We start from the raw sequence: 23,235 nt of genomic DNA, 5'->3' as shown, positions 1-23,235 counted from the left end.
TTGCTGATTACCCGAACCGTCCGGCGCACGGTCCGCACCTCGCCTTTGGTACGGGTGTCGGCAAGCAGCATTACTTTGAGCGTATCCTCGACTTGCACGCGGTTCCTGGTCTTTTCCAGTTCATCCGGCCAGATGCCGTCTACCATCCGACGATTATCTGGCTTGTCCAGTTCCTCGTCGTTTTCCTCCTCGCCTACACGCGTCAGCAGGTAAACCGCTTTCTGACCGCGCACACCATCGCCCTCCTGAATCAGTTCGCCCAGAGCACACATTTTCTTTACCGCAGCTCTGGTTCTCTCCCGTTCCTCGCCAATCGCTTCCGAAAGCTCCCGAAGGGTATTTCTCTTGCCGCCCCGAAGCTGCTTCTTGATGGCTGCCCGGCGTTCATCCATGCTTTTCATCGTCCTCTAACTCCCTTCATCCCGTACCGGGTTCCACAGCGCTTCCAGCCTCGCCCTGCGCCGCTGCGCCCACCATGCCCCACACCATCGCATCGTAGTCGTAACCATGTTCTTCCAGGTTGTGAAAGCGGTTCTTCTTGGCGACTTCGGCGGCCCCATCCTGCCTCTGCGGATTTTTTTCTCTCCTGTCCCAATTTCTAACCGCGGCTTTCCAGTCCTTCATGCGATTCTTACCGACCATCCAGCCGTTACTGGTGTAAAAGTCAATAAAGCGTGCTGCATCCACGTTCGTGTAACCCATTTCCCGGCAATATCCACTCACATTCTCCAGGGTGGGAGGCGCGAAGCGCTTTTCTTTAACACCATCTATGGTGTTTTCTTTTAAATCATTATCATACTCATTATCATTATCAGCTTTTTTTGCTTTTTCAGAAAAGCATTTGCTTTTTTTGCTTTCCTCCGAAACCATTTGCTTTTTATCAGAAGCATTTGCTTTCGGTCTTCCGCCTTTCTTTCCTGCTTCCGATCTGGCTGCACACGCTTCTTTGTAGCGCTGGCTGTCTGTATCCAGCTGCTGTTTGATAAGCTCAAACACAAACGCCAGTGCCGGATCCTCCGGAACAGCATCCGGGTCTTTCTGATAGGCGTAGATCGCTTTAATGAGTTCGCCCGCCTGCTCGTTGCTCATCTTTTCGATGGCAGCGCCCCAGCTCTCATACATGACAAAAGACTTCTTATCACTCATCCAAGCCCATCTCCTTTCCCGCCTGCCAGTCCCGGTAATAGCAGATCCATGTATCCAACAGCAGAGTAATGATTCCACCGCGGATCCGTGCTTTCAGTTCGTCGAAAATGTCGTCCGAATACATCCGCTGGAAGTTCTGCAGGTACATGGACACACGCCACGGCTCATAGTTGCGCCGGTGCATTACCACCGGAATCTCGCCCGCCCTGGCGTCCCTTGAGGACTGTTGCAGCGCTTTCCGGAGTCTCAGCTCTTCCACTCGTTTTACTTCGATATGTACATTCGGCAGCCCGATCACGTCCGCATCGCCGGAAGTCCCGCAATACTGCTGACCCCGGCGGCAATTATATCCATAGTCCCGCAGAATGCTCGCAAGTTCACGCTCGCCGCGCTTTCCTTTTTCCCTCTGTGCCTTCCCCATCCTGCTATCCTCCATCCCTGAACATACTAATCTGTCCATATATGCCCTTCGGCTCTTTCCATCCCGTCGCAAATTTAAGTGCTCCCGCCTGTGCTGCGCGGATTGCCTGCACGCGGCGATCTTGCCGCTTAGACCAGCGCTTGGCATCTGCCCGCCCCGCATCCGTTGTCTCCGGCAGGTAATAGCCCTTGCCATCGTCACGGGTCAGAATCGCATAATCAAGCCGCAGAATCTCTATTCCCTTGCGGAGCATCCGATCGCTGCATCCGAGGCGCTTGCACAGCTCCCTGCGGGTCTGCGCGTTCTTATGTCCTACCCCCAGCGCATTGTATAAAGCACTGGTAAAGATTTCCATTTCTGTCAATTTCTTTTCCGACAAATCTCTTCCTCCTTCCGGAGCGGGAGGGTCGGTCTCCCTCCCGGTAAACCAATGGCATCCTGTAAAGGTTCGGTAATATATAACACGGTAAGCGCGTATAGGATGCTTTCAACGGGTTACTATACATAAGCCATAGGCTAACGTATCTTATAAATAGCTTTTGCCAAACTCGGCAATAAACTGCTGTCTGCTGCCGATGTGAGCCTCATAATACTCCTGTGCCTGACGTTTCAAATGCTCATCAAACTCCTGATTCATATGGACGCTGTATGGCGTCATATTGTGCCAGTCTGGCCGGAGCGGAACGATAAAGCCATATCGCTCCGACAGACTCCGGCAAGGACCGTTAAATACATGATGCATTGCCACCTCCGGGCTTCCCGTCACGATGCAATGCTGCAGATCATCCACCAGCACACTATGTATCTTCTTTCCTGTGGTTTTCTTCGTACTCTGCCATCATCCGGGCCAGCTCATCCGGCGGCAGGGTTTCAATCCCCTGCTCCTTGCATTCCGCTACCAGCCCGTTTATCAACTCGCTCATTTCCTTTGTATCGTAGGTACTGGATCCGGCAAGCACCGTATATGTACGGTATGCTTTCCCATCCTTGCCCTGCTTAACCTGCGAAGTTGGACGGATGTGGAAGGTTTCCGCCTCCAGCGCCGTCTCTTCCGCTTCGGTCGTGTCCGGCACAACCAAATACGCCATCTGACCGGCAATCATGAGATTCTGACCGTACCGGCGAAGCATCAGATTGTGTGCCCGTGGCTTAGAAATGTCTGCCGCCTCCGCCAGCCGTGAGAGAAGCACCCAGTAATATGCATTCGCATCCAGGCTCCGCTTCTCCCGCCATTGCTTTGCAATGATCCGCAGGGGCTTGTCCTTAATCTTGTCAATCAACGACGATACATCCGATTCCAGCTCAAACGTCAGCCGCATCCGACTGGTTTTCCAGTCCATCGACACATCTTTTAAAGTTCCTTTGCTCTCCATAGGCTAATTGAACGGAAGACCGCTCGTTTCATCCTCCGGCGGCACCGTGGCTGGATCTACTTCCCCTTTGGATTTATCCGGCGTGTTCTTAAAACTCTTCATCGCGCTCTGGAATCGTTCCACCGTCAGGTGTTCCAACGAGTCTACGCCGATTGCTTTCAAAATACATTTCGGACTTTTTCCGATTCTGTCGCACTCTTTCAGGAATACGCTCCTCATCGCTTCGGTTGCCAACTCCGGGGCTTTCTCGGAAGCCGGCGGCGTCTCCGCATCCGGATCTTTCATTTCTTCGGTCGGGATACAGAACACCTGGAAGCAGGCATATTTGAATGCAACCGACATTGCTTTATTGGTTGCTTTGTCGCCGCTGTCCATCCCTTCGCCAACTACCACCGCCTCTATGTGGCTGCCGTCCTCGGCGTAGAACGTATATTTCATACGGCAGACCGAATATAAAAGCATCCCGCCCTTTGCAGTTCTGCGTTCCTCCCGCGTCTGATCCATAACCTCTGGGACAACAAACAAATGATGCTTAATAAATGCCGGATTCAGCGCATTCATGACCGCGTCAATGCCGCGATACTTGAATTTCTGCTGCTCATTTAACGAATCTTTCCCGACCACTCCCACATCTTCCATGACAGCTGCTATCGTCTGGAAGATATTCTTTTTCGTCTCTCCCATATCTCTGCCACCTATCTAATAATCATGTTGCTACGGGTTACAATCGATACTCCAGGAATCTCAGCGCCTTTGTCCAGCGCCTCTTTCAGCGCTGTCTTATTCAACTCTGGATCCTTGCGGCGGATGAACGCTTCCGGAAGTGCATTGATATCTCCGGCGTATTCAATCGCTTTGCTGGCACGGTACGACACCGCCACTCTGCTTGTCTTAAACTTCTGACCGTCCAATGCTCTTTTAACATACTCCTGCAGCGAATCCGCCTTTCTCTCGGCTTCTCTCTGGCGTGTTTCCAGCACCCTCTTCTCATTTTTCAGCTGCTCCGCATCGCTTTTCAGATCCTTAATCCAGAGCAGGACATTCTCGATCTTCTCGTCTCTGGCTTCCTGCAGCGCATCCAGCGCCGCATAAGCCTCTTCATTTACAATCTCCCCCGTCTCTTCATCGACCGCCGCCTCAAACGCTTCCATGATGCGGGCATCAATCTCATACAGATTCATAAACTACCTCCGGCTCTTGTACTCTATTTTCATTTCTCTGATTTCTATGGTTAATTCTGTGTTTCATGTCTTTCAGGCACTCCTCACAAGCCCGACCACTGCCTTCCAGATATGCGCCGCAGCAGTCACATCTTTCCAGCATCCTGTAACTCCTTTTTCTTGTTTGCAAGCTCTTCTTCATCGGAATCCTCCTCCCGTGCTGCTTCCGCAGCTGCAAGAAATGTTGTATGGAAATCTGCATACGCTTTCTCCAGCTCTTCTCCCGAAAAATACGCTTTCAGAAGCGCCGCCGCCATTCTTGCCAGGGCTCCCGGAAGAATTGAAAATTTAACATCACCGATGATAAACGCCCCTGAATCTCTGATTGCATCATACTGGATCGTGGTACCAAGGATCATATCCCCCTCCAGCTCCATCGGCTCCCTTTTACCTTTAAATGTTGCTTTTACCATTGCATCCTCCCGAATCTCTTGATATAATTAAGCTGTTAATATTTTTATTAATGTGACCGTTCAGCTCTGCCAAGCTGGCGGTCTTTTTCTTTGGTTTCCCATAACCGGTGTACCGGCTGGCGTTTACCATCGCCCCGGCACGGTTGGTTCCGTTGGTTCTCCTGCTCATCATTCGCTCCCTACTCCGTGTGTCCCAGCTCATCCGCCGATTTCTGCCGCGCTTCTTCATACGTAAGAAGTGTGTCAATCAGGGTACGAACAGTACCTTTGTTCTGCTCTCGATTCAAAATGAATTCTAAGGTCTCTATCCAATCAACAGAAATCATCTCATCAAAATCTGGATATATTTTTAAAATTTCTTCCTTGAGTACCGGATACAACGCTTTTAATCTTTCTATCTGACCTTCCGAAATCGGAATACAAACTACTGCCGTCTCCATGTCTATCCCTCCTTTAGAACATCCCCGCCGCCTGCGCGATCGCCACCATCGCCCCGGTCGCCACCGCTGCAATCGCCAGACCGGTAAAGGCTAATCGCCAAGCAAACTGCAGATCTGCCTGTGCTCTACTCAGTTCCTCGCCCAGCACCTCAATGATCCGCTGGTTCTGACTTCTCAGTTCCATGCATTTCAGTTCTCTTCTCATCACGCTTCCTCACTTTCTTCTTATAATCTTTGCACGGGTATTCCCGATCTGATTCCATACACCGCCAGCAACTCCGGCAGGTACTACACGACTTTCTCATGCCACCGAATCCTTATCCATCGGATTCCGCCCGGTTTTCTCTATGTACAATGCCATCAGGCGGAACACCAGCAGAACACGCCCTGATGGCGGTCTGCCGACAATATACTGCAGGTTCCGGCTTCCTGTGCCGATTCGCTTTGCCAGCTCCTCATCCGTCCATCCGGTACGGTTTTTAATGGCAGATACCCAATCCTTGATCCAGAACCAATATTCCGGTCGTTTTACGATTGATTTACTCATTCAAATCCACCTCACTTTCTCTGTCTCGTCTCAATTTATCTTAAAGACAAAATGCATGGTTACACGCAGAGCCACGCCGCTACTCCCCACATCATCCATGCAGCCAAATAATGTTCTCTGACCGCCAACGTTACTGCGGCTATGTTTATCACAGCTATACTCATTGTTCTCGCCATATCTATAGAAATTTGGTAATCAACCATATCCTAACCTCCGTGATTATCGCTACCCAAATTTGGGTAGCAGTTTTTAATCGGTAGCATTCTAATACCTCTAATGCTTTGGTTTGCCTCATATTTCCAAAACCAATCGCCCTCCACCTGGCAAGAGCAACACCACCAAGAGAAAATGGAAGACACCGCTAAACTCATTCAGCAAAATGATGAAGTGATCGAAAACCAGCGCAAACAATACGAGGCGAGTTTAAAAATCATCGAGCTTTTAGAGGCTATCTATTCTGATTCAAATACCTCTCCAGCAGATGCTTCTCCCTTTCAAGCAGCTGATTCATTGCTTCAACGTGACGATTCTCATTCCTCAGATGATCGCTCAAACGATCCCCAAGCTGAATCACATCCCGGCTCTGCTGAACCAAAGCCTTCCAAATCTTCTGGTTCATCTGCCACATCTGAAACACTGTCAGAATCTGAATAATTGCTAATAAAAGGATCCACGTTCTCCACGGATGTGGATTCTTCTTCTTGCCGGCGTCCTGTTCTTTCTTCATCCCTCTCACCTCCCTTCTACTTGCCAGCTTTACCCCAACAGTTCACTCACAGGAACTCCCCCATTGTCTTTTCTCTCTACTTGCCCTATACTGAATTCATAGGCTTCCATCAAAGTCTAATTACACTAGAATGGAGAATTTCATGAAACAATTTTTTCAACATATCATCGCTGAATACCCTATATCCTTCGAATCTCTGATTATATGGGTCAAACTTATTCTTTCAACCGCCATTTCCTATGTAATGGGGCGATATGCTTCAAATAATCCCCGACACAAGGCAATCAATCAAGAGCAACTTGAAAAGGTATATTTACCATTGTATAAACTTCTTTTTGTTCAAGACATCTCAAAACTTGACTGCCAAAGCTTAATAAAACTTTCAAACCGAATGCAGATTATTTTGCGCAAACACTATGAACTGGTCTTTCCTCAACTGCATCAGCTTACCGAAGACTTTCATCAAGCACTACTATTAAAGCAAAATCATCAAGAAATACTTCGCCAAATCAAATATCAAGTTTATGTAGATTATGAATCTCTAAAAAGGAAACTTGGATATCCACATATTAATGCTTTCGAATTGTTTAGGCGAAAAACACTCATTGATAAGATTCGTACTATTTGGGGGTATTTGTTTCTTCTGTATTTATTTCCAGGCGCGTTTCTTAGCGCCGCATTCTCTCCCGTGACTTGGTCGTCTCTCTTGTTCTATTGTATTGGATTTTGTATTATTTCTTATATTGGTGTACAACTTGGATCTAAAAGTTTTTAATCAGCTCTTCCCAAAGTCCATCCCATAAAAATTCCATACAAACTTGCTGGCAAATCTCCGTATTCCGAACGAATCATTAATACGGAGAGCGCAAGCAAGAAAAATATCACGCCCTTTTTCACTTTTCCGCCTCCCTTCTGTCTGCTTGGTTCATCCCTCTCACCTCCCTCCATCGGAATACGCCCTCTGCTACAAAAGATTTACGCCTCAACCAAGGGCAACACCCCATTCCGCTTCAACAGGTCATATAAAAACAGACGCCCTTTTTGCGTCCAATAGGAATGCTCTTTTGAATGCTGAACACCTTCCGCATCTGGATAATTATGTGTTTTAGTTTTCAGATAGCCGCTTCCCTGATACTTCGCATACAGCATCCAGACACCACTCTGGTTGAACTGAACCCCAAAATCATGGAGCATCTTATTGAACTTTTTTGCAGACATACCATAATCTTTCGCAATCACGGTTGTCGCAATCAGCTCCTTACACTGGAGAATCATGTCATAGTAAGAGGCTTTCGGCTGTAACTCCTCGATTACTTTCTGCTGTTCTGTAATCTGACCGCCAAGGAAACGGCAACGATCTTTCAGACTATTGATTGTCCGATCCGCCATCTGCAATGCTCTAGCAAATACCTGTTCCGGTGAATTCCAGGCTTTTTCCAGTTCCAGGAAATACTCACGGTACTGTCTGCCCTTTTCGCTACGCTGGATCATGCAGATCTGCTTTGCCATATCTATGGTAATGTCATAATCTGTTGCTGGGCGACCACCTGTACTTTCGGACATTTTTGTCCAAAAGTCTTTCCTGTTTTCAAATCCGTACTCACACATACGGTCAATCCATTTCTTAAATGGCGTTTCAATTCCTAAGCCCTCATGCAGTTCTCTCGCTGATACGGTTGGCTGTCCTGTTTCGTATGTAACCTTCATTAAATCAGTCATCACTATTTCACTCTCCTTTCAGTTGTTGCGAACAGAATTCCCACTACTCAGCTAATGACATCTGAGCATTCGCAGGATTCTCTCTCATCTTTTTCACCACTTTCTTGTCTTCTACAGCTCCCCAGTGTTATACTTCTATAATAAAAGGAGGACTTTATTATGTATTTGATATTTGCTATCGCCGGAATTTCTGTACTTAAATTCACCTTAAATTTTTTTAGGCTTATCGGCACTCTCTTTATTTTTCACATTTTTAAAAAGCAACCTAGCAATCTTTCTTTGTACTGCCCGTTTGCAACATCATTATTTAATTCAGCTGGAACCCAGAAGATTATTATTTCTACCATAAGAACCAATGGAATTACTCAAGCTACCAAAGATTACATCTCAAATTCCTTGCATCGAAAAGATTCTTATCATGCTTTAGAAATCATTTTTCAGAAAACCATAGGTGTCTATATGTTTCGAATGTTACAAAGCATAAATCCTTTTTATTGGATTTTTTTACCAAAAAACATTCTTGAACATTTTGAAATCGAAATTCCAGATATTGCCAAAGCCATCATTAACCTGCTTTATTGGCTTATTGGTGTAATTGCTGCATATTGTCTTGAAAAATATCTGGATCTTTATTTTCAAGATTTCTTTCCATACATACACGATATGCTGAAATGAGAAATTCTCTTATTTCTCGGCGCTCCAATCGGCTGTGACACTTTCGAAGTCTTATTGTTTCGTCAAACATAGCTTGATATAGAACTGCCTCTATCTTGGTTTTATTCGCTTCAGTAAATATCGGTTCACTAAAATGTGGCACCTTTTCTCACCTCCCCTGCTCCACAACCTACAATGTCATGCACCTCTTTTTTGAAGTTCAATATTGTTGAACTTTTGTGGTAAAAAAATATTGCTGAATTTCGCTTTCTTTAATTTTAAGCAATTTAGCTGCTTGTGTTATTTCTGGCTGCTTCCAAAACACACGATTGCTTAATTTAAGAGAGCATGTTCGTTCAGACCACCCCATTGCCAAGGCAAAAAGTTGCTGTTTCCCATAAATCTCAACTATCCGTCCCTTTAATTTCCTATAATCATACGCCAATTTATATCACCGCCTTTCGTTCAATATCATTGAACATCTTTATAATAGCAATGTATCAGTTTCTTGTCAATGGTTTTGTTCAATTTTTTTGAATTTAAGTATTGAACTTTTGTTCAAGCCATGTTATTATCAATGTATCAATATAGGAGGAAAAACAGCATGAAAACTACAACCTCTGCCCGATTAAAAGAAGTAATGCGACTTTATAATCTCAGGCAAATTGATATCTTAAAAAAAGCAGAACCATACTGTAAAGAACTCGGAATAAAAATGGGACGAAATGATTTGTCCCAATATGTATCTGGAAAAGTTTTGCCAGGTCAAGAAAAACTAACCGCTCTTTCCCAAGCGTTAAATGTATCGGAAACATGGCTAATGGGTTATGACGTTCCTATGAATGCAACAGACTGGACACAATATGACGAAAATTGCATCGGTAAAGAAGCCTCCGATGATACGCTTGCTAAAATAGCTCAAAATGTCGAGAAGTTTCACGGCAATCAGAAACGCCTGATAGATAATTACAACCAGCTTTCCGACACAAACAAGAAAAAAGTGGTTAATTACTCCGATAACCTCCTAGCCATCCAGAAGATGGAGGAAGAACAATACCACCTCATGCCGGATGCAGCGCATGAGCGAACCGACATCGACACCGAAGAACTCTCGGCTAAACACGATGATGATATTATGGATGATCCGAACTTTTAATATAAGCGAGGCGATTTATAGTGAATTATGAGGATTTACTGATGGAAGCTGAAGCAGAAGGGCTAATAGTTAAGGAAAAGCCTCTGAAAGTCAGCGATGGACGAATTAAAGGGAAAAGAATTGCTATCAGACAGGATATACCGACATACAGGCAAAAGTCCTGTGTCCTGGCCGAGGAGCTTGGACACCATCATACAACAGTAGGCCGTATTATCGAACAGGATTCCGTGATGGATAGAAAGCAGGAACGCTTGGCGCGTCTGTGGGCTTACAATAAGCGCATCGGACTTTCTGGCATCATTCAGGGCTACCGAAAGCATTGCCGCAACCTACACGAACTGGCAGAGTGCCTGGAAGTGTCAGAGGATTTTCTGAAAGAGGCGCTGGAGTGTTACCGCGAAAAGTATGGATGCTATACGGAGCTGGATGGATATCTGATTATATTTGAACCGTATCTGGCGGTAATCGAGAAAATATAGTAAATTAGAATCTAAGGAGAATATACATGATGTCATAAATGCTCAAATTACATTTGATAAAAAAGCAGGGGTTTTATTAAAAAATATCTCTTTATTAACTGCCGACGAGATCCGACATGAATGTAAATTTTTATTTGCGGCTCAACTGCTTATATCGGAGGATTTGTTGCAAGCTTATTCCGGATGCACGCAGAGCCAGTTCTGTGATTGCACGGGATATCCGATGGAACTGATTGAATTGAGATTTAGGCGCTTTTTATGTTCCACAACATCCTATTGATATTGTGCATAAAAAACAGGACTAAAACAAATTTTTTTAATATTTTTTTATACACTATTGACATTTTTACTGTTTTGGGGTAAATTAATGATACCACATATGTGGTACAAAAGAATTTAATCATTGCTTTTTGCAATGCGCTAGCTTGAGAGTATACCCCTAGCAGTAATCCTCCCACCATAAGGGATGTGATGACGCTAGGGGTATTTTTTATTTAGATAAGGAGTATTACATTATGATAAAAACAGCAATTCTTGTAGACGGAGCTTTTTATAGAAAACGTGCTTTTAATATATATGGTGACAAAACGCCAGCCGAACGTGCAAAAGAGCTTTCATTCTACTGCCATCGCCACATCTCAGAGGAAAAAGAGGGGGCTTCTTTGTATAGAGTTTTCTACTACGATTGCCCGCCAAGTGCAAAAAACATTTACCATCCACTATTAAAACGTGCTATTAATTTATCTCAGACTCCAGATTTTTCTTGGGCAACTGATTTTTTCAATGAACTGAAGCATCAACGAAAATTTGCTCTTCGACTTGGACGTTTAGCTGAAGAACAAGCTTTATTTAATATTAAACCGGATATTACTAAAAAGTTGCTATCTGGGAAAATTTCCATTTCTGATTTAACTGAAAAAGATTTTTCTCTGTCCATTTCCCAAAAGGGCGTGGATATGCGTATTGGTGTTGATATCTCCTCTTTAGCTTTTAAAAAGCAGGTTGATCGTATTATTTTAATTTCTGGAGACAGTGACTTCGTTCCGGCTGCCAAGCAAGCTCGACGTGAAGGAATTGATTTTATTCTGGATCCTATGCGTTCTCCTATCAAGGATGATTTATTTGAACATATCGACGGGATTCGGACAAAAGCTAGAAAGCTGCCAAATACAACTTCCAAATAAATTAAATCCTATTTATTTTCTACTTTATAAAACGCAAAACCGCCCGGTGCTACCAACACCGAACGGCTTTACATAGATTTCTCTTACCGGATTGCTCCGGTTATGATTAATCCAGCTTGAACACCTGAATTATATCATTTCCAGAGCACTCTGGCAAGGGCTGTTATTCTTATACCCATTTATAAAATCCACACAGAGTCTATCACCGTGTGTATAGATTTAAAGAGTTGCGGCATCGCAACCAGAGAGGAGAATGATATATGGCAAAAAAACAAAAGCACTTGCTGCCGTCCGGCTCTGTCCGGATCCAGGCATATGATTACACAGACGATGCTGGCAAAAAGCACTACCGCAGTTTTACGGCTCCGACGCTGGCAGAAGCTAAAGCACTGCGAAGCGAATGGCAGCTACATCGCAAATACGAGCAAGAGGCCGCCTCCAATCTAACGGTCCAGAGTGCTGCCCGGAGGTATATCGACGCAAAGGACGGCGTCCTTTCTCCTGCCACCATACGCGGATACGAATCCATTTATAAAACCCGTTTTTCCGGACCATTCGGGAAAACTAAAATCAATGACTTAACCAGCCAGCAGCTGCAGATCTGGATCTCCGACATGAGCCGAGACCTATCTCCAAAATCAGTCCATAACATCATCGGACTGTTGAAGCCGACCCTGGAAATGTTTGCTCCGGATCAACATTTTAAGATCCAGCTGCCAGCCAAAAAGAAGGCTGAACTGTATTGTCCTTCTGATGCTGACATAAAAAAATTGCTGGATAGCATTCAAGATGATCCAGAATTGGAGCGTGCTGTACTGTTGGGAGCTTTCGGGCCATTACGCCGCAGCGAGCTCTGCGCTCTTACTGACAAAGACATTACAGGCAACATGGTCTCCATTACAAAGAGTTATGTCCGGGGCAAGGATAACGTATGGTACACAAAGGTTCCTAAAACCTATGCCTCCTATCGCACTATACCGCTTCCGGATCCGGTAATCGCAAAACTATCCGGTATCAAAGGGCATTTGTTTTCGTCCACCCCTGATACCATCTCACACCGTTTCAAGCGGGCGTTGGCGAAAGCCGGGCTTCCAGATTTCCGCTTTCATGATCTGCGGCACTACTCGGCAAGTATCATGCACGCCATTGGTGTTCCGGATCAGTATATTCTGCAACGCGGCGGCTGGAGCACTGACGGTGTGATGAAAACTGTTTACCGAAATGCTATCTCAAATGAGTCTGTAAAACAAAATGACCTTATCAATAAGCATTTTGAGCAAGTATCACACGAAATATCACACGATGCTTAAAGAACCTTTAAAATCAAGGGTTTTGGGCGGGTTCAACTCCCGTCTGGTCCACTAAAAAGAACTGCCGCCCAGCAAATCATTTGCTGATGCGGCAGTTCTTTTTCTTATCTATTTTTATTCTGCATCTTTTACCGATTCTGGAATATCTCAATAATCGCCTTCACGATCGCCACCAGCACATTCCACATCCGTTTTAACGGACCTTCTTCACTGCTGCCGTCTGCCTCCTGATCGGAGATATCGGTTGATTCATCATCATCGCTGATCTCATCGGTCCGCAGGACGATCTGCACGCTGTTCGGGGACGGATTTTTCGAGGAGGTAAAGGAAATCTTCTCCGCCTCCGGATCTATGTTCAGGAAGTTGTTCTCATCCTCAAACTTATCGATCTGCTCATCGAGCGTACTCTTCATGTCTTCCCCCGCTTCCCGAACCGCCGCAAGCTGATCGATCATGGTCAGGTTCTTATCAAGAATCCTCTCCATGCCCTGCAGCGTTGCCTTGGTTCCGGCATCCAGCGAATCACCTGCCGAAATCAGCGTGTCATTCAAAAGACTGAGCATATCATGTGTGGTATAAAGCGCCCTGGTCAGCCGGTTCATCAGTTCTTCCGAATCAGACAGGGAATCCAGCATCGTCGGCACATATTTATCCGTTGTGTCAATCAGGACCCGCATATCATCCAGCAAATTAATCAGTTCATCGGTCGAACTTCTGAGCGCCGATAAAGTCGAACCCGTCTTGCCAGTAATATCTCCCGCCGTCTTGAATGCACCATTCACTTTATTCACAATCGTTTTCGCAGTTTTCTGCGCCTGCTCCACTTTCTGGAAAATGCCCTTCGTCTCTTCCACCAGACTTGCAGCATCCGCAGAATAAGTAGTCGCTGACAGAGACTCCAGTGCCTCCTCTACATCATCTTCTGCATTGCCAATCTCATCTTCCCAGCTCGCATCATTGACACCGCCGCTTCCCGGCTCGCCGGACGGTCCGGCTGTCAGGGTTCCCACAGAAACCTCGGTTCCAAATGCATTCACCTCTGCATCCTGACCCGAGGAGTTGTCTTCCGAAGCGGAACCCGAATTCTTAGCAGAATCCGCCTCTGCCTTGTCTGCCGTCGAAGCAGGATTCTTCTCTTCCGTCTTTGTCGCTGATTCAGCCGCTTTTTCCGCCTGGTTACCAGCTGCACCAGACGCTGTGCCTGCGCCCGCTGCTTCCTGTTCAGCCGAATCTTTACTTTCTGTTCCTGCTGAGCCAGAGGCCGAAGTGCCTGCTGCCATTTCCGCGTCATCCGTGGTATTTGCAGAACCCGTAGTTCTTGCATGATCGGCGGCACCTGCAGAATCGGTGATATCTGCGCTGCCAGCCGCCCCCGCTGTCTGACCATTTCCGTTTCCAGATGCCGCCTCCGACGATACAGATGTCTCTTCCTTCTCCGCACTCTTCATCTTGCGGATCCGTTTCAGCTTCATGCCGTCTAACGTGGCTAAACTCTGATTCAGGCTTCCAATCCCCTGTTCTGTCACCGCCAGGGAGGTATTTCCCTGTCCCAGAAGTTTATCGAGTTCTTCCAAAATTTTCTGGACTTCCGCCGTCCGCTGGACAATATCTTTCTCGATCGCATCCTGCGTCTGCTGGCTGACAAGACCCTTATTTAATTCATCCGAAGCCGACCGGAGCGATTTGCTCAAACCTCCCAGACGATCATACAGGCGATCTAGTTCATCCTGCATATCTTCCATCGTATTGGAAAGCGCCTGTGTGTTGCTGTTAATATCCGTCACCGCATCGCGCGCCGTCTGTAAATACGGAATCATGACCGTCGTCTGATCCGTGACCGCCTGCAGATCGGCAAGCGCCTGTGTCGAGAGCGCCTCGATCTGTTTCCGGTTAGCACTGACGGTTCCACGCGCCTGATCGAGATTTGCCAGACCGCCCTTCACGCCGGAAACATCCGACTTCATGGATTCCATCGTCTTTAACAGCGCATTCATGCTGTCATACATCTTGTTTCCATCCTCGCGCCAGGTATCTTTCGCCTCTTTCAGATCCTTGATGCGGTTCAGCTCATCCAGGGTCCCCGGAACCATCATCATAATGACTCCGATATTCTCATACTTATCCGTGCCGACCCGGACTGTAAAATCGCCGTCCTCGCCCGGAAGCGCCGCAAACATTGCCGCCTGATAGCTTCCAACCGACTGCACCTGCGCGCCCGGCGCATCGACACTATAGCATTTCTCCATATCCACCGGCACAAGCACGGTCAACACCATATTATTTTTGTAATACGCCTTCGCCTCCTCATTCGGGGTCGCCTTTACATTGACCTCAACCAGACCAGACGCCCCCGCCAGTTTGGATGCATCCGCTTCCACTCCATTAAGTTTATAGGAAACGTCAAACGTCCAGGGCAGATCGACGCTGTTTTTCGGCATCGTACATTGATAATAAAAACGCGAATTCTTCTCCGGCAGTTTCCATGTGACGGTTCCATCGCCAATTTCCGGCGCCGTGTCGTCCGTCATGTTGACCACCTTGTCATAGGTACCATAATCGGTATATTCGGTCAGTCCATTCGTGGTACAGCCTTTGACCACATTGATCTGCGTTGCCGTTCCATAATAGTCCAGATTGACATACATCGTTTCATCTACCTGAACTCTTGGTGCAGCCGCCCGGACAGGAACTGCCGCACTCGTTACCAGCGTAACCGCTGCCAGCGTCGCCGCCGCTCCTCTTCTAATGATCTTCTTCATGGCTTCCAGCCTCCCTTTTTTCTGTCATCTTCCGTTTCCGGTCTTTTCTTCGTTCTCTCACTTTTCCGAGTAGCCGGAGCTTTCTTCTGTGTTTCTCCCGCGCCTCCGCATCGGAATCTGTTTTCTCTTGAGAACCGCCCATCTCTGTCATTTCTGTATCTTCCAGCGCTTTCGTTTCAGCTTCGAATTGTTTTCTTTTCGACGTAACTGAATCTACCAGCGGCTTTTTCCCTTTCCACACGGCACCAGCCACGCGTCTTGCCGCCCGTTTCATACGGGCATGGCGGCGTTCGCGCCGTTTTTTGAAAAACAGATGAATCCTCTCAAATTCGTTCTGCATCAGGATATGATCAAACAATACCAGAAATGCCGGCATCAGGGAGCAGACAAAAAGCATACTAATCAGAGCCCCCCGTCCAATCAAATGTCCCAGATCGCCGATCGCCGCGACACTCGATACCTTGTATACAATATATCCGGCACAGGTCAGGATCGAACCGGATGTCAGAATCGCCGGAATACCAAGATTCAGCGCCCCGATCGCCGCTTCCTTCTTATCCATCGTCTTGCGGCATTCCAGATAATTGTTCGTCGTCAGAATCGCATAATCGACGGTCGCGCCCAGCTGGATACAGCTTACGATAATGTAACCAATGAAAATCATCGTGTCTCCGACGATGTACGGTACCGCCATATTGACGAAAATCGCGACCTCAATCGGAATCATGATAAGGAGCGGAATAATCAGTGATTTAAAACTCCACATGACAACCACAAATACGCCGATCAGCGACATCACATTGACACGGCTGTAATCCTTCGTGATCGTCGTCTGGATGTCCTGTGTGGACGGTGTTGTGCCGACCAGATACGAATTTTCCGGATAATATTTCTTCATGATCGCCTGGATCTCATCCGAGCACTGGTACGCCAGCTTGCTCTCGCCCTTACTCTTAACGTAAATAAGGATTCTCGCATAATCTTTTTTATGTAACTGGCTTGTGATGCTGTACGGAAGGAAATCTTCCGGTACGCCCTCCGGGAGCTGCCCGGACAAGGACGTTACACTCTTCATGTACGGCAGGTCTTCCAGCTCATCCGTGAACTGTTTTTCCTTGATAAAAGAAGTATCCGGCACGATTGCCATCATCATATTGCTTCGTCCGAATTTCGCTGTGATCAGCTCATCATCCTCATATACCGTCGTTCCCTCGCTGGCGCCGACCGCGTCATTTCCGTAGAGGAAATCGTTCATGCTCTGCGCCGTGTATGCCGGGATCGCCAGCACCGCAATCAGAATCAGCACGATGCGGCGGCTGTTGTAGATACCGTGGCTGAGCTTATCAAACGACGGCAGGAACGAACGATGGGATGTTTTCTCAATCATCGGCGTCATACGCAGAATCATCGCCGGCATAAAAAACACCACTGTCAGAAGACTCAGGACAATACCTTTTGCCAGCACGAGTCCCATATCAAATCCGATATTAAACTTCATAAAACACAGAACGATAAATCCGACGATCGTCGTCAGGCTGCTGGCGAAAATGGAGTTTAATGCCTCATTGATCGCGTTGCTTAACGCGGTCATCTGATCCAGTCCCTTTGCCTTTTCCCTCGCAAACGCGTGGCTTAAGAAAATCGAATAATCCATCGAGCAGGCGAGCTGCAGGACCGCCGACACACTGTTCGTCAAAAAGGATATCCGCCCGATAAACAGGTTCGTTCCTTTGTTCAGGACGATCGCCACGCCCATGACCGTCAGATACAGCACCGGTTCAAACCAGGAGTTCGTCGTCACGGTCAGAATCAGGAAAATAACCACGACCGCCAGCGTCATAATCAGCTTCATCTCGCTCGAAACATTTTCCTGCAGCGATTTGTTCTGAACCGCCATGCCGACGTAATGTCCCTTGTCTCCGAGAATGTCCTTGATCTCATCGATCGTCTGGGACGTCCTCTTATCCGTGTCGCCGTTTACAAAAACAATATCCATAACCGCCGTATTATCCTTGTAATACTCATCAACACTATTAAAGTTGATAAATGCGTCCGCCGCGTATACGCTGGTCGATGTATCGAGCCACATGACCTGATCGACTCCGTCCAACGCCTCTATTTTATCCTTGTAGGCTTTCGCCTCATAAAGCGAAACATCATCAATCATGATGCGCCCCGTGCCGGGGTAGCCGAATTTCTCTTCCATCAGGTCCAGTCCCTGTTTGGACTGGACGGTCGACGGCAGGTATTCCGTCAGATCATAGTTGATCTCGACAAACGGCGCCATGAGCGCTGATATCAGCACCAGAACCAGAAAGACAATCTCGATCGCCCTGCTCCGCTCAATGATGAATTTCGGCAGGGAGAAGGCTTCTTTTTCCGTCTGTTTTTCTTCTTTGCGTTTATGTAAAAATTTCAGTTTCATGCCTGCTTGCTCCTGTCATACAATGATTGCGATCCTTACCGCATCAAAATAATCATATAATAATGCTTATCGCCGACCTGCTGATGTGCAACACCCATTTCCTTATAATAAATCACCCGGTCCACGCGCTTTTTCTCGTCGCTGTCGTGATTACGCAGAAGCTTTTCTTCTGCCTGCGTCACATCATCACAGTTGATGAGGTAAATCTCCGTATGACGTCTCGCAGTGCTTTCCCCGATGGATTTGAGGTAATCATCAAGTGTGCCTTCATCCGGGATCCGGCTGCTTCCATAGCCCTTACTGCGTGCCATCGCCAGACGGTGTTCGGCGATCTGCTGTAATTTTCCATTTAAAATAAAGCTGGCATCTTTATCGTAATCTTTTTTGTCATCGTCATAGTAATCTTCTTCCTCATCCCCGTCAAACGCGTCCGCCTTCAGCTCATTTAAGCTGTCCGCCATCGCCTGGGTATCTGCATCCAGAAATGCCAGCGTGTACGCGCCGCCGCCCGTGTTTTTCTTCTTTTTGGCGTTCGCCAGGCTGCCGTCCGCGTTGATCGTATACTGCGTCTCATCCTTTGTGAAGGTCGTTCCCTCCATCGCGCCGCTGTCTTTCAGGAAATAGTATTTTCCGTCGATATTCTGCCAGCCGGTCGCCATCGCGCCGTCCCCTTGCAGATAATACCAGGTTCCATTTTCCTGCTCCCAGCCCGTTTTCATCAAACTGTCTGCTCCGAGCAGGTACCATTTTCCGCCCATCTGCTGCCAACCCGTCAGGTAAGAACCGTCCATTCCCACCAGATAATAACCATTCTCCACCGGCTGCCAGACACCCGCATCATCCGCAAGCACTGTCTGGGCGGCAGACGCTGAGAAAAGGAGACTTACTCCTGCAATTCCTGCCAGCCGTACTATCTTATGTCCCAGAACCGCTTTCAGCGCCCTTTTTAACCCCGGCGCCGTCCGTTTTTCTTCCTTCTTCATCCACAAACTTCCGTCCTTCATACGCTGTCCTCACTCTTCTTTATGCTTATTGATCGGATCCATCTGTTTCCAGTTCCACTCCCCGTGCCGTTAAAAGTGCCCGGAGCATCGCCGCCAGTTCCTTTTCCGAGATCCGGCTGCTGTCAATCAGCATATTATAACTTGCTTTATCCGCCCATGTCTTTTTTGCATAAAAATTATAATAATTTTTCCGTATTTTATCCGCTTGTTTGATCAGGTATTCAGCTTCTTTTTCATCTGTCTCGTAACGCCGCATAATCTCCTTCACGCGCGCCTCCATCGGGGCATATATAAATAGAGAAATAAGCCCTTCTGTCTCCTCCAGGATCTTGTCAGCGCAGCGTCCCACGATAATGCATGGACCTTTCTTCGCATACTCCCGGATCAACTGGGACTGCACGACAAACAAGGTATCATTCATCGGCTTTCCATAACCGGTAAACGGATTGCACTTGGCCGGAACCTTAAAAAGAAAACGGTTCGCCTTCATCTCGTCCGCCTCTTCCAGTTCCTCCATCTTAAATCCGCCGCACACCGCTGCTTCCTCTATCAGATGGCGGTCATAACAGGGAATTCCCAGTTCCTTTGCCAGAGACTTCCCCAGATTATGGCCGCCGCTTCCAAACTCTCTTCCGATTGTAATGACAAAATTTTTCATACCAGATTCCACCTTCGTATCTATTTCCTTTTGCTTTCGCATATGCTGCAGGTTCTCATAGCCGTTCCTTTCACGATTGTCAGCCACTCCTGCCGTCTGTGAAACGTTCCATACAAAAGACTTTTTCGCAGTGAACAGTTACATCTAAAATAGAGCATATACAACTCATGTCTGTTTAATTGACATTTGTTCATTTTTGAACTATAATGCATTATACTAAGTTGTTCGAATGAATACAATAATCATTTTTACGTCAGTTGTATTTTAATCAACATTTCATCACATTATGTTTGTTTTTTGTATCTGGTGTGCCCATTTTTACTTATTTTTAACACTCCCTTCATCCACAGCCTCCGATACACAGTCATACGGCGTTTCCCCGTCTGGAAACGTTCAGAAAGGAAGTCACTATGAAAGAAGAAATACTCGACCGGCGTGTACGAAAGACGAGACGCCAGTTAAAAGAATGCTTAACCCGCCTCCTCAAAGAAAAAAAAATTCAGGATATCACGGTGCGCGAACTCGCCGAGATGGCTGACATCAACCGCGGCACCTTTTATCTTCATTATAAAGATGTCTTTGACCTGATGGATCAGATCAAAAATGAACTGATCGAGGAGGTTGAGTCTGTCCTGACGCACCATCCCGTTCCCGAACTGGTAGCGCGCCCTTCCCTCGCACTCTCAGAACTATTTCCTCTTGTACAGGAAAATGCAGAGATTGTTTCTATCTTAATAGGAGAAAACGGTGATCTGAATTTTGTCAACCGCCTGAAACGCATTGTCAGCGATAAATGTTTAAAAGGCTGGCTGGATCTCAAATGTTCCAGCGATCCGGATACGCTCGCGGCATTTTCCGCCTTTATCGTTTCCGGCTGTGTCGGTACCGTTCAGTACTGGATCGAAAGCGGCATGAAGGAATCCACAGAACAGATGGCAATCTTGACAGAGGACTTTATCTTAAAAGGCATCCGAGTGCTGGAAAATCCGGCTTGACTTTCATAAAATTCCGTGCTTTAATAAAACTGCAATTTTTAAAAATTCAGAAAGGAGAACCACATGGACAGTTGTGACAGCAACGGGCGAAGTCGTCGCGATGGGCAAAATCAAACTATGAATTCCAACCATGCGTACCAGACTGTTGGTCTGCCGCAGGGTCTTTTTGAGTGTGAATCGGGCTGTCTGGCAGCACATTTCCGCCTGCTTTAGCAGGCGGGTGCTTCAATGCTGACCGTTTCCCGGTACGATTGGTTTTCATATATATTTGTCCATCGCCCTGGCGCGGGTTTGAAACTGCCATCTGCGGCATTTCATCCTGTTCCCGACTGGCGGTGGATTTTTTTATCCCCGCACTGCTCGCCCTGTACGTCCCAAACGGCATTAAATAGAACGACAGAAAGCGAGGGAACCAAATATGAATCAGATTCCAGAAATGGACGAAAAGAAAACAAGCTCCCCGGAAACGGCTCCGATCGCCGCAACCGCAGAGCATAATGCTAATTTTGAAGAAAATATCCGCGCGATCATCCGCAGCGGAAAACCGGCAAGCGTGATCCGGGATGACCTCGACAATTACCATGCAAACGATATTGCCGAGGTTCTGGAAACACTGGACACTGCGACCCGGAAACGCCTCTACAATATTCTCTCTCTGGAAATGACGGCAGAGATTTTCACCTATCTCGATGAACCGGCGCCTTATCTGCATGAGCTGGGACTTGACCGGGCGGCAGCCGTTCTGGCAGAGATGGATGCCGATGAGGCGGTCGATATCCTCGAAAATTTAGATCCGGAGGAAAAAGAAGCCCTGATCGCGCGCATGGATCAGGAATCTAAGGATGATATCCACCTGATCTTTTCCTACGATGAGGAACAGATCGGTAGCCGGATGACGACCAACTACATCGTCATTCCCAATAACTGTACGATCAAGCAGGCAATGCGCCATCTGATCTCCCAGGCGGAGGACAACGACAACATCGACACCATCTACGTCGAAGACGAAAATGGGCGCTATTTCGGTGCGATCGAGCTGAAGGATTTAATCACTGCCCGTGAGTACATGAAGCTGGAGGACATTATCAGTACCTCCTATCCGTATGTGTACGCGGATGAAAAATCTTCGGACTGTATGGAAGAGCTGATCGATTACAGCGAGGATTCTATCCCTGTACTCGATCGGAACCATAAGATCATCGGTGCCATCACTTACGAGGACATCGCCGAGGCGATCGACGACGAGATGGGTGATGACTACGCAAAGCTGGCAGGTCTTACTTCGGAAGAGGATCTGCACGAACCACTGTTGCAGAGTTTGAAAAAACGTCTCCCGTGGCTGGTGCTGCTGCTCTTCCTCGGCATGGGGGTTTCCTCAGTAGTCGGCATTTTCGAGCCGATCGTTGACCGTATCGCACTTCTTATCTGCTTCCAGTCGATGATCCTCGACATGGCAGGCAATGTCGGCACCCAGTCGCTGGCTGTCACCATCCGTGTCCTGATGGATGAGGATATCTCCGCGATGCAGAAGCTGGGATTTGTATTCAAGGAAATGCGAATCGGATTTTTAAATGGACTGCTGCTGGGCTCGGCTTCGTTCGTCGTAATCGGCATTTTCATCCATATTATGAAGCAGAAGAGTCTTTTCTTCTCGTTTGCACTTTCCGGCTGTGTCGGCATCTCTCTTCTGACCGCAATGGTAATCTCCAGCCTGGTCGGCGTACTGGTGCCGATGCTGTTTCACAAGCTGAAGGTTGACCCGGCAGTTGCGTCTGGTCCGCTTATCACGACGGTGAATGATCTGGTAGCGGTTGTGACTTATTATGGACTGGCAGAAATTTTGCTGGTGGATGTGTTTCATTTAGTATAAAAACCGTTCAATATAGAGATTTGTCAGCGCACTTCTTTTTTAGCAATTTCTCCCTGCTTCTTATAAATGGAGTTTGCATCCACCCCGCCGCGCACGCTGGAAAGCGGATAGATATTGGTGCCGCGTCCGATGATGCTACCTGGATTTAGGATGGAGCCGCAGCCTACTTCTACGTTATCACCGAGCATGGCGCCGATTTTTTTGCGTCCGGTTTCTACCTTGCCGTCTTCGGCGTGGATTTCTACCAGAAGTTTATCGGATTTTACGTTGGAGGTGATGGAACCGGCGCCCATGTGGGATTTGTAGCCTAAGATGGAGTCTCCGACGTAGTTGTAGTGCGGTACCTGTACTTTGTCGAACAGGATGACGTTTTTAAGCTCAGTGGAGTTTCCGACTACCGCACTTTCTCCGATCAGGGCGCTGCCACGGACGAATGCACAGTGGCGCACCTCGGCGTCTTTGCCGACGATGACCGGTCCGTGCAGATAGGCGCTGTCGAATACCTTCGCTGTCTTATGAACCCAGATGTTTTCACCGCGTTTCTCATATTCTGCCGGATCCAGGCTGTTTCCCAGTTCGATGATAAAATCACTAAGACCTGCCAGTGCCTCCCACGGGTATGTAAACTGTTTCAGATAATCCGAAGCCAGCGTATGGGTTAAATCATATAATTCTGTGATTTTCATTTCTTCTTTTTTCATGATCATTGCCTTTCCTAAAATTCAATTGATTCTA

At 47.1% G+C, this 23,235-nt stretch carries 32 protein-coding genes; 9 read left to right on the top strand and 23 right to left on the bottom strand.

What is annotated here, in order from left to right; genetic code table 11:
* The 15 genes from DW720_RS15730 to DW720_RS07765 form a co-directional block, all read right to left on the bottom strand.
* A partial coding sequence (locus DW720_RS15730) for a hypothetical protein (protein ID WP_182436529.1) occupies nt 1–401 on the bottom strand: 401 nt, incomplete at its 3' end.
* A 16-nt stretch (nt 402–417) separates the two neighbouring features.
* Nucleotides 418–1,146, bottom strand: coding sequence for a DUF6291 domain-containing protein (locus DW720_RS07825; RefSeq protein WP_118749477.1), 729 nt, complete (start codon nt 1,144–1,146; stop codon nt 418–420).
* A complete protein-coding gene (locus DW720_RS07820) occupies nt 1,139–1,567 on the bottom strand; it encodes a hypothetical protein (protein ID WP_118749476.1) in 429 nt (142 codons plus the stop codon). Before DW720_RS07820 ends, DW720_RS07825 begins: the two co-directional genes overlap by 8 nt.
* A 4-nt stretch (nt 1,568–1,571) precedes the next feature.
* Nucleotides 1,572–1,946 (bottom strand): hypothetical protein, encoded by a 375-nt coding sequence (locus tag DW720_RS07815; RefSeq protein WP_243099719.1) that lies wholly within the window; start codon nt 1,944–1,946, stop codon nt 1,572–1,574.
* Nucleotides 1,947–2,093: 147 nt separating this feature from the next.
* Nucleotides 2,094–2,363, bottom strand: coding sequence for a phosphoenolpyruvate carboxykinase (locus DW720_RS07810; RefSeq protein ID WP_243099718.1), 270 nt, complete (start codon nt 2,361–2,363; stop codon nt 2,094–2,096).
* Between the two features lies 1 nt (nt 2,364).
* A complete protein-coding gene (locus DW720_RS07805; protein WP_147355506.1) occupies nt 2,365–2,907 on the bottom strand; it encodes a hypothetical protein in 543 nt (180 codons plus the stop codon).
* A gap of 36 nt (nt 2,908–2,943) precedes the next feature.
* Nucleotides 2,944–3,624, bottom strand: a complete 681-nt coding sequence (locus DW720_RS07800) for an ERF family protein (protein ID WP_118749473.1) — start codon at nt 3,622–3,624, stop codon at nt 2,944–2,946.
* Nucleotides 3,625–3,635: 11 nt separating this feature from the next.
* Nucleotides 3,636–4,121, bottom strand: coding sequence for a siphovirus Gp157 family protein (locus tag DW720_RS07795; RefSeq protein WP_118749472.1), 486 nt, complete (start codon nt 4,119–4,121; stop codon nt 3,636–3,638).
* 125 nt (nt 4,122–4,246) lie between these two features.
* Nucleotides 4,247–4,573 carry a hypothetical protein gene (locus DW720_RS07790; protein WP_118749471.1) on the bottom strand — a complete coding sequence of 109 codons (327 nt, stop codon included), beginning with the start codon at nt 4,571–4,573 and terminating at the stop codon, nt 4,247–4,249.
* Nucleotides 4,554–4,745 carry a hypothetical protein gene (locus DW720_RS07785; RefSeq protein ID WP_118749470.1) on the bottom strand — a complete coding sequence of 64 codons (192 nt, stop codon included), beginning with the start codon at nt 4,743–4,745 and terminating at the stop codon, nt 4,554–4,556. The genes DW720_RS07790 and DW720_RS07785 overlap by 20 nt, the downstream gene beginning before the upstream one ends.
* 7 nt (nt 4,746–4,752) lie before the next feature.
* Nucleotides 4,753–5,013, bottom strand: coding sequence for a hypothetical protein (locus tag DW720_RS07780; protein WP_118749469.1), 261 nt, complete (start codon nt 5,011–5,013; stop codon nt 4,753–4,755).
* Nucleotides 5,014–5,026: 13 nt separating this feature from the next.
* Nucleotides 5,027–5,218: a hypothetical protein gene (locus DW720_RS07775; protein ID WP_118523740.1), complete on the bottom strand. Its 192-nt coding sequence runs from the start codon at nt 5,216–5,218 to the stop codon at nt 5,027–5,029.
* A 96-nt stretch (nt 5,219–5,314) separates the two neighbouring features.
* Nucleotides 5,315–5,560 (bottom strand): hypothetical protein, encoded by a 246-nt coding sequence (locus DW720_RS07770; RefSeq protein WP_118472815.1) that lies wholly within the window; start codon nt 5,558–5,560, stop codon nt 5,315–5,317.
* Nucleotides 5,561–5,619: 59 nt separating this feature from the next.
* Nucleotides 5,620–5,763: a hypothetical protein gene (locus tag DW720_RS15725; protein WP_182434351.1), complete on the bottom strand. Its 144-nt coding sequence runs from the start codon at nt 5,761–5,763 to the stop codon at nt 5,620–5,622.
* A gap of 245 nt (nt 5,764–6,008) precedes the next feature.
* On the bottom strand, nt 6,009–6,287 hold the full coding sequence (locus DW720_RS07765; RefSeq protein WP_118691827.1) for a hypothetical protein: 279 nt from the start codon (nt 6,285–6,287) through the stop codon (nt 6,009–6,011).
* A gap of 142 nt (nt 6,288–6,429) precedes the next feature.
* Here DW720_RS07765 and DW720_RS07760 point away from each other — a divergent pair, with 142 nt between their 5' ends.
* Nucleotides 6,430–7,062, top strand: coding sequence for a hypothetical protein (locus tag DW720_RS07760; RefSeq protein WP_118691826.1), 633 nt, complete (start codon nt 6,430–6,432; stop codon nt 7,060–7,062).
* Here the strand turns inward: DW720_RS07760 and DW720_RS16140 are convergent.
* Together DW720_RS16140 and DW720_RS07755 are read right to left on the bottom strand one after the other, a co-directional pair.
* Nucleotides 7,059–7,184, bottom strand: coding sequence for a hypothetical protein (locus DW720_RS16140; protein ID WP_270224425.1), 126 nt, complete (start codon nt 7,182–7,184; stop codon nt 7,059–7,061). The genes DW720_RS07760 and DW720_RS16140 overlap by 4 nt on opposite strands.
* A 78-nt stretch (nt 7,185–7,262) precedes the next feature.
* Entirely contained in the window at nt 7,263–8,006 is a 744-nt protein-coding gene (locus DW720_RS07755; RefSeq protein WP_118749468.1) for a phage antirepressor KilAC domain-containing protein, read from the bottom strand.
* A 159-nt stretch (nt 8,007–8,165) separates the two neighbouring features.
* Here DW720_RS07755 and DW720_RS07750 point away from each other — a divergent pair, with 159 nt between their 5' ends.
* A complete protein-coding gene (locus tag DW720_RS07750) occupies nt 8,166–8,681 on the top strand; it encodes a hypothetical protein (RefSeq protein WP_118749467.1) in 516 nt (171 codons plus the stop codon).
* Between the two features lie 199 nt (nt 8,682–8,880).
* On the opposite strand, the gene DW720_RS07745 is transcribed toward DW720_RS07750, so the two are convergent.
* The gene (locus DW720_RS07745) at nt 8,881–9,105 is read right to left on the bottom strand and encodes a DUF739 family protein (RefSeq protein WP_118749466.1); all 225 of its coding nucleotides are present in this window, start codon (nt 9,103–9,105) and stop codon (nt 8,881–8,883) included.
* Between the two features lie 159 nt (nt 9,106–9,264).
* Between DW720_RS07745 and DW720_RS07740 the strand changes: the two genes are divergently transcribed.
* The 4 genes from DW720_RS07740 (at nt 9,265) to DW720_RS07725 (ending at nt 12,789) form a co-directional block, all read left to right on the top strand.
* Nucleotides 9,265–9,816: a helix-turn-helix domain-containing protein gene (locus DW720_RS07740; RefSeq protein ID WP_118749465.1), complete on the top strand. Its 552-nt coding sequence runs from the start codon at nt 9,265–9,267 to the stop codon at nt 9,814–9,816.
* Nucleotides 9,817–9,857: 41 nt separating this feature from the next.
* Nucleotides 9,858–10,295: a hypothetical protein gene (locus tag DW720_RS07735; RefSeq protein ID WP_243099717.1), complete on the top strand. Its 438-nt coding sequence runs from the start codon at nt 9,858–9,860 to the stop codon at nt 10,293–10,295.
* A 515-nt stretch (nt 10,296–10,810) separates the two neighbouring features.
* Nucleotides 10,811–11,479 carry an NYN domain-containing protein gene (locus DW720_RS07730; RefSeq protein ID WP_118749463.1) on the top strand — a complete coding sequence of 223 codons (669 nt, stop codon included), beginning with the start codon at nt 10,811–10,813 and terminating at the stop codon, nt 11,477–11,479.
* A gap of 260 nt (nt 11,480–11,739) precedes the next feature.
* A complete protein-coding gene (locus DW720_RS07725) occupies nt 11,740–12,789 on the top strand; it encodes a site-specific integrase (protein ID WP_118749462.1) in 1,050 nt (349 codons plus the stop codon).
* A gap of 128 nt (nt 12,790–12,917) precedes the next feature.
* Here DW720_RS07725 and DW720_RS07720 read toward each other — a convergent pair whose 3' ends face one another.
* The 4 genes from DW720_RS07720 to DW720_RS07705 are packed head-to-tail and all read right to left on the bottom strand — an operon-like array spanning nt 12,918 to nt 19,635.
* Nucleotides 12,918–15,548: a hypothetical protein gene (locus tag DW720_RS07720; RefSeq protein ID WP_118749461.1), complete on the bottom strand. Its 2,631-nt coding sequence runs from the start codon at nt 15,546–15,548 to the stop codon at nt 12,918–12,920.
* Nucleotides 15,532–17,973, bottom strand: coding sequence for an MMPL family transporter (locus DW720_RS07715; RefSeq protein ID WP_107000020.1), 2,442 nt, complete (start codon nt 17,971–17,973; stop codon nt 15,532–15,534). Before DW720_RS07715 ends, DW720_RS07720 begins: the two co-directional genes overlap by 17 nt.
* A gap of 35 nt (nt 17,974–18,008) precedes the next feature.
* The gene (locus tag DW720_RS07710; protein ID WP_243022029.1) at nt 18,009–18,977 is read right to left on the bottom strand and encodes a cell surface protein; all 969 of its coding nucleotides are present in this window, start codon (nt 18,975–18,977) and stop codon (nt 18,009–18,011) included.
* 25 nt (nt 18,978–19,002) lie between these two features.
* Nucleotides 19,003–19,635, bottom strand: coding sequence for a cytidylate kinase-like family protein (locus tag DW720_RS07705; protein ID WP_118468738.1), 633 nt, complete (start codon nt 19,633–19,635; stop codon nt 19,003–19,005).
* A gap of 410 nt (nt 19,636–20,045) precedes the next feature.
* Here DW720_RS07705 and DW720_RS07700 point away from each other — a divergent pair, with 410 nt between their 5' ends.
* The 3 genes from DW720_RS07700 to mgtE all read left to right on the top strand — a co-directional run bounded on the left by DW720_RS07700 (nt 20,046) and on the right by mgtE (nt 22,500).
* Complete coding sequence (locus DW720_RS07700) at nt 20,046–20,630, top strand: TetR/AcrR family transcriptional regulator (protein WP_107000022.1); 585 nt, start codon at nt 20,046–20,048, stop codon at nt 20,628–20,630.
* Between the two features lie 63 nt (nt 20,631–20,693).
* On the top strand, nt 20,694–20,843 hold the full coding sequence (locus DW720_RS15720; RefSeq protein ID WP_022358426.1) for a hypothetical protein: 150 nt from the start codon (nt 20,694–20,696) through the stop codon (nt 20,841–20,843).
* Nucleotides 20,844–21,048: 205 nt separating this feature from the next.
* Nucleotides 21,049–22,500 carry a magnesium transporter gene (gene mgtE / locus DW720_RS07695; protein WP_243099716.1) on the top strand — a complete coding sequence of 484 codons (1,452 nt, stop codon included), beginning with the start codon at nt 21,049–21,051 and terminating at the stop codon, nt 22,498–22,500.
* 23 nt (nt 22,501–22,523) lie between these two features.
* Here mgtE and DW720_RS07690 read toward each other — a convergent pair whose 3' ends face one another.
* Complete coding sequence (locus tag DW720_RS07690) at nt 22,524–23,201, bottom strand: UDP-N-acetylglucosamine pyrophosphorylase (protein ID WP_118523012.1); 678 nt, start codon at nt 23,199–23,201, stop codon at nt 22,524–22,526.
* Between the last annotated feature and the right edge of the window lie 34 nt (nt 23,202–23,235).

The organism is Clostridium sp. AM27-28, from assembly GCF_003480955.1.
GTDB classification, from domain to species: Bacteria; Bacillota; Clostridia; order Lachnospirales; family Lachnospiraceae; genus Otoolea; species Otoolea fessa.
The sequence above is the reverse complement of the archived record's forward strand: the minus strand, read 5'-3'. Positions and strand labels throughout refer to the sequence as shown.

Bases quoted from the DNA above. Each gene is read 5' to 3' on its own strand.
- DW720_RS07740 (WP_118749465.1), top strand. From the start codon at position 9,265: ATGAAAACTACAACCTCTGCCCGATTAAAAGAAGTAATGCGACTTTAT.
- DW720_RS07725 (WP_118749462.1), top strand. From the start codon at position 11,740: ATGGCAAAAAAACAAAAGCACTTGCTGCCGTCCGGCTCTGTCCGGATC.
- DW720_RS07730 (WP_118749463.1), top strand. From the start codon at position 10,811: ATGATAAAAACAGCAATTCTTGTAGACGGAGCTTTTTATAGAAAACGT.
- DW720_RS07780 (WP_118749469.1), bottom strand. From the start codon at position 5,013: ATGGAGACGGCAGTAGTTTGTATTCCGATTTCGGAAGGTCAGATAGAA.
- DW720_RS07820 (WP_118749476.1), bottom strand. From the start codon at position 1,567: ATGGGGAAGGCACAGAGGGAAAAAGGAAAGCGCGGCGAGCGTGAACTT.
- DW720_RS07755 (WP_118749468.1), bottom strand. From the start codon at position 8,006: ATGACTGATTTAATGAAGGTTACATACGAAACAGGACAGCCAACCGTA.
- DW720_RS07825 (WP_118749477.1), bottom strand. From the start codon at position 1,146: ATGAGTGATAAGAAGTCTTTTGTCATGTATGAGAGCTGGGGCGCTGCC.
- DW720_RS07705 (WP_118468738.1), bottom strand. From the start codon at position 19,635: ATGAAAAATTTTGTCATTACAATCGGAAGAGAGTTTGGAAGCGGCGGC.
- DW720_RS07690 (WP_118523012.1), bottom strand. From the start codon at position 23,201: ATGAAAAAAGAAGAAATGAAAATCACAGAATTATATGATTTAACCCAT.
- mgtE (WP_243099716.1), top strand. From the start codon at position 21,049: ATGAATCAGATTCCAGAAATGGACGAAAAGAAAACAAGCTCCCCGGAA.
- DW720_RS07750 (WP_118749467.1), top strand. From the start codon at position 8,166: ATGTATTTGATATTTGCTATCGCCGGAATTTCTGTACTTAAATTCACC.
- DW720_RS07795 (WP_118749472.1), bottom strand. From the start codon at position 4,121: ATGAATCTGTATGAGATTGATGCCCGCATCATGGAAGCGTTTGAGGCG.
- DW720_RS07805 (WP_147355506.1), bottom strand. From the start codon at position 2,907: ATGGACTGGAAAACCAGTCGGATGCGGCTGACGTTTGAGCTGGAATCG.
- DW720_RS07800 (WP_118749473.1), bottom strand. From the start codon at position 3,624: ATGGGAGAGACGAAAAAGAATATCTTCCAGACGATAGCAGCTGTCATG.
- DW720_RS07760 (WP_118691826.1), top strand. From the start codon at position 6,430: ATGAAACAATTTTTTCAACATATCATCGCTGAATACCCTATATCCTTC.
- DW720_RS07770 (WP_118472815.1), bottom strand. From the start codon at position 5,560: ATGAGTAAATCAATCGTAAAACGACCGGAATATTGGTTCTGGATCAAG.
- DW720_RS07790 (WP_118749471.1), bottom strand. From the start codon at position 4,573: ATGGTAAAAGCAACATTTAAAGGTAAAAGGGAGCCGATGGAGCTGGAG.
- DW720_RS07715 (WP_107000020.1), bottom strand. From the start codon at position 17,973: ATGAAACTGAAATTTTTACATAAACGCAAAGAAGAAAAACAGACGGAA.
- DW720_RS07700 (WP_107000022.1), top strand. From the start codon at position 20,046: ATGAAAGAAGAAATACTCGACCGGCGTGTACGAAAGACGAGACGCCAG.
- DW720_RS07720 (WP_118749461.1), bottom strand. From the start codon at position 15,548: ATGAAGAAGATCATTAGAAGAGGAGCGGCGGCGACGCTGGCAGCGGTT.
- DW720_RS07735 (WP_243099717.1), top strand. From the start codon at position 9,858: ATGGAAGCTGAAGCAGAAGGGCTAATAGTTAAGGAAAAGCCTCTGAAA.
- DW720_RS07710 (WP_243022029.1), bottom strand. From the start codon at position 18,977: ATGAAGGACGGAAGTTTGTGGATGAAGAAGGAAGAAAAACGGACGGCG.
- DW720_RS07765 (WP_118691827.1), bottom strand. From the start codon at position 6,287: ATGAAGAAAGAACAGGACGCCGGCAAGAAGAAGAATCCACATCCGTGG.
- DW720_RS07775 (WP_118523740.1), bottom strand. From the start codon at position 5,218: ATGAGAAGAGAACTGAAATGCATGGAACTGAGAAGTCAGAACCAGCGG.
- DW720_RS07785 (WP_118749470.1), bottom strand. From the start codon at position 4,745: ATGATGAGCAGGAGAACCAACGGAACCAACCGTGCCGGGGCGATGGTA.
- DW720_RS15725 (WP_182434351.1), bottom strand. From the start codon at position 5,763: ATGGTTGATTACCAAATTTCTATAGATATGGCGAGAACAATGAGTATA.
- DW720_RS15720 (WP_022358426.1), top strand. From the start codon at position 20,694: ATGGACAGTTGTGACAGCAACGGGCGAAGTCGTCGCGATGGGCAAAAT.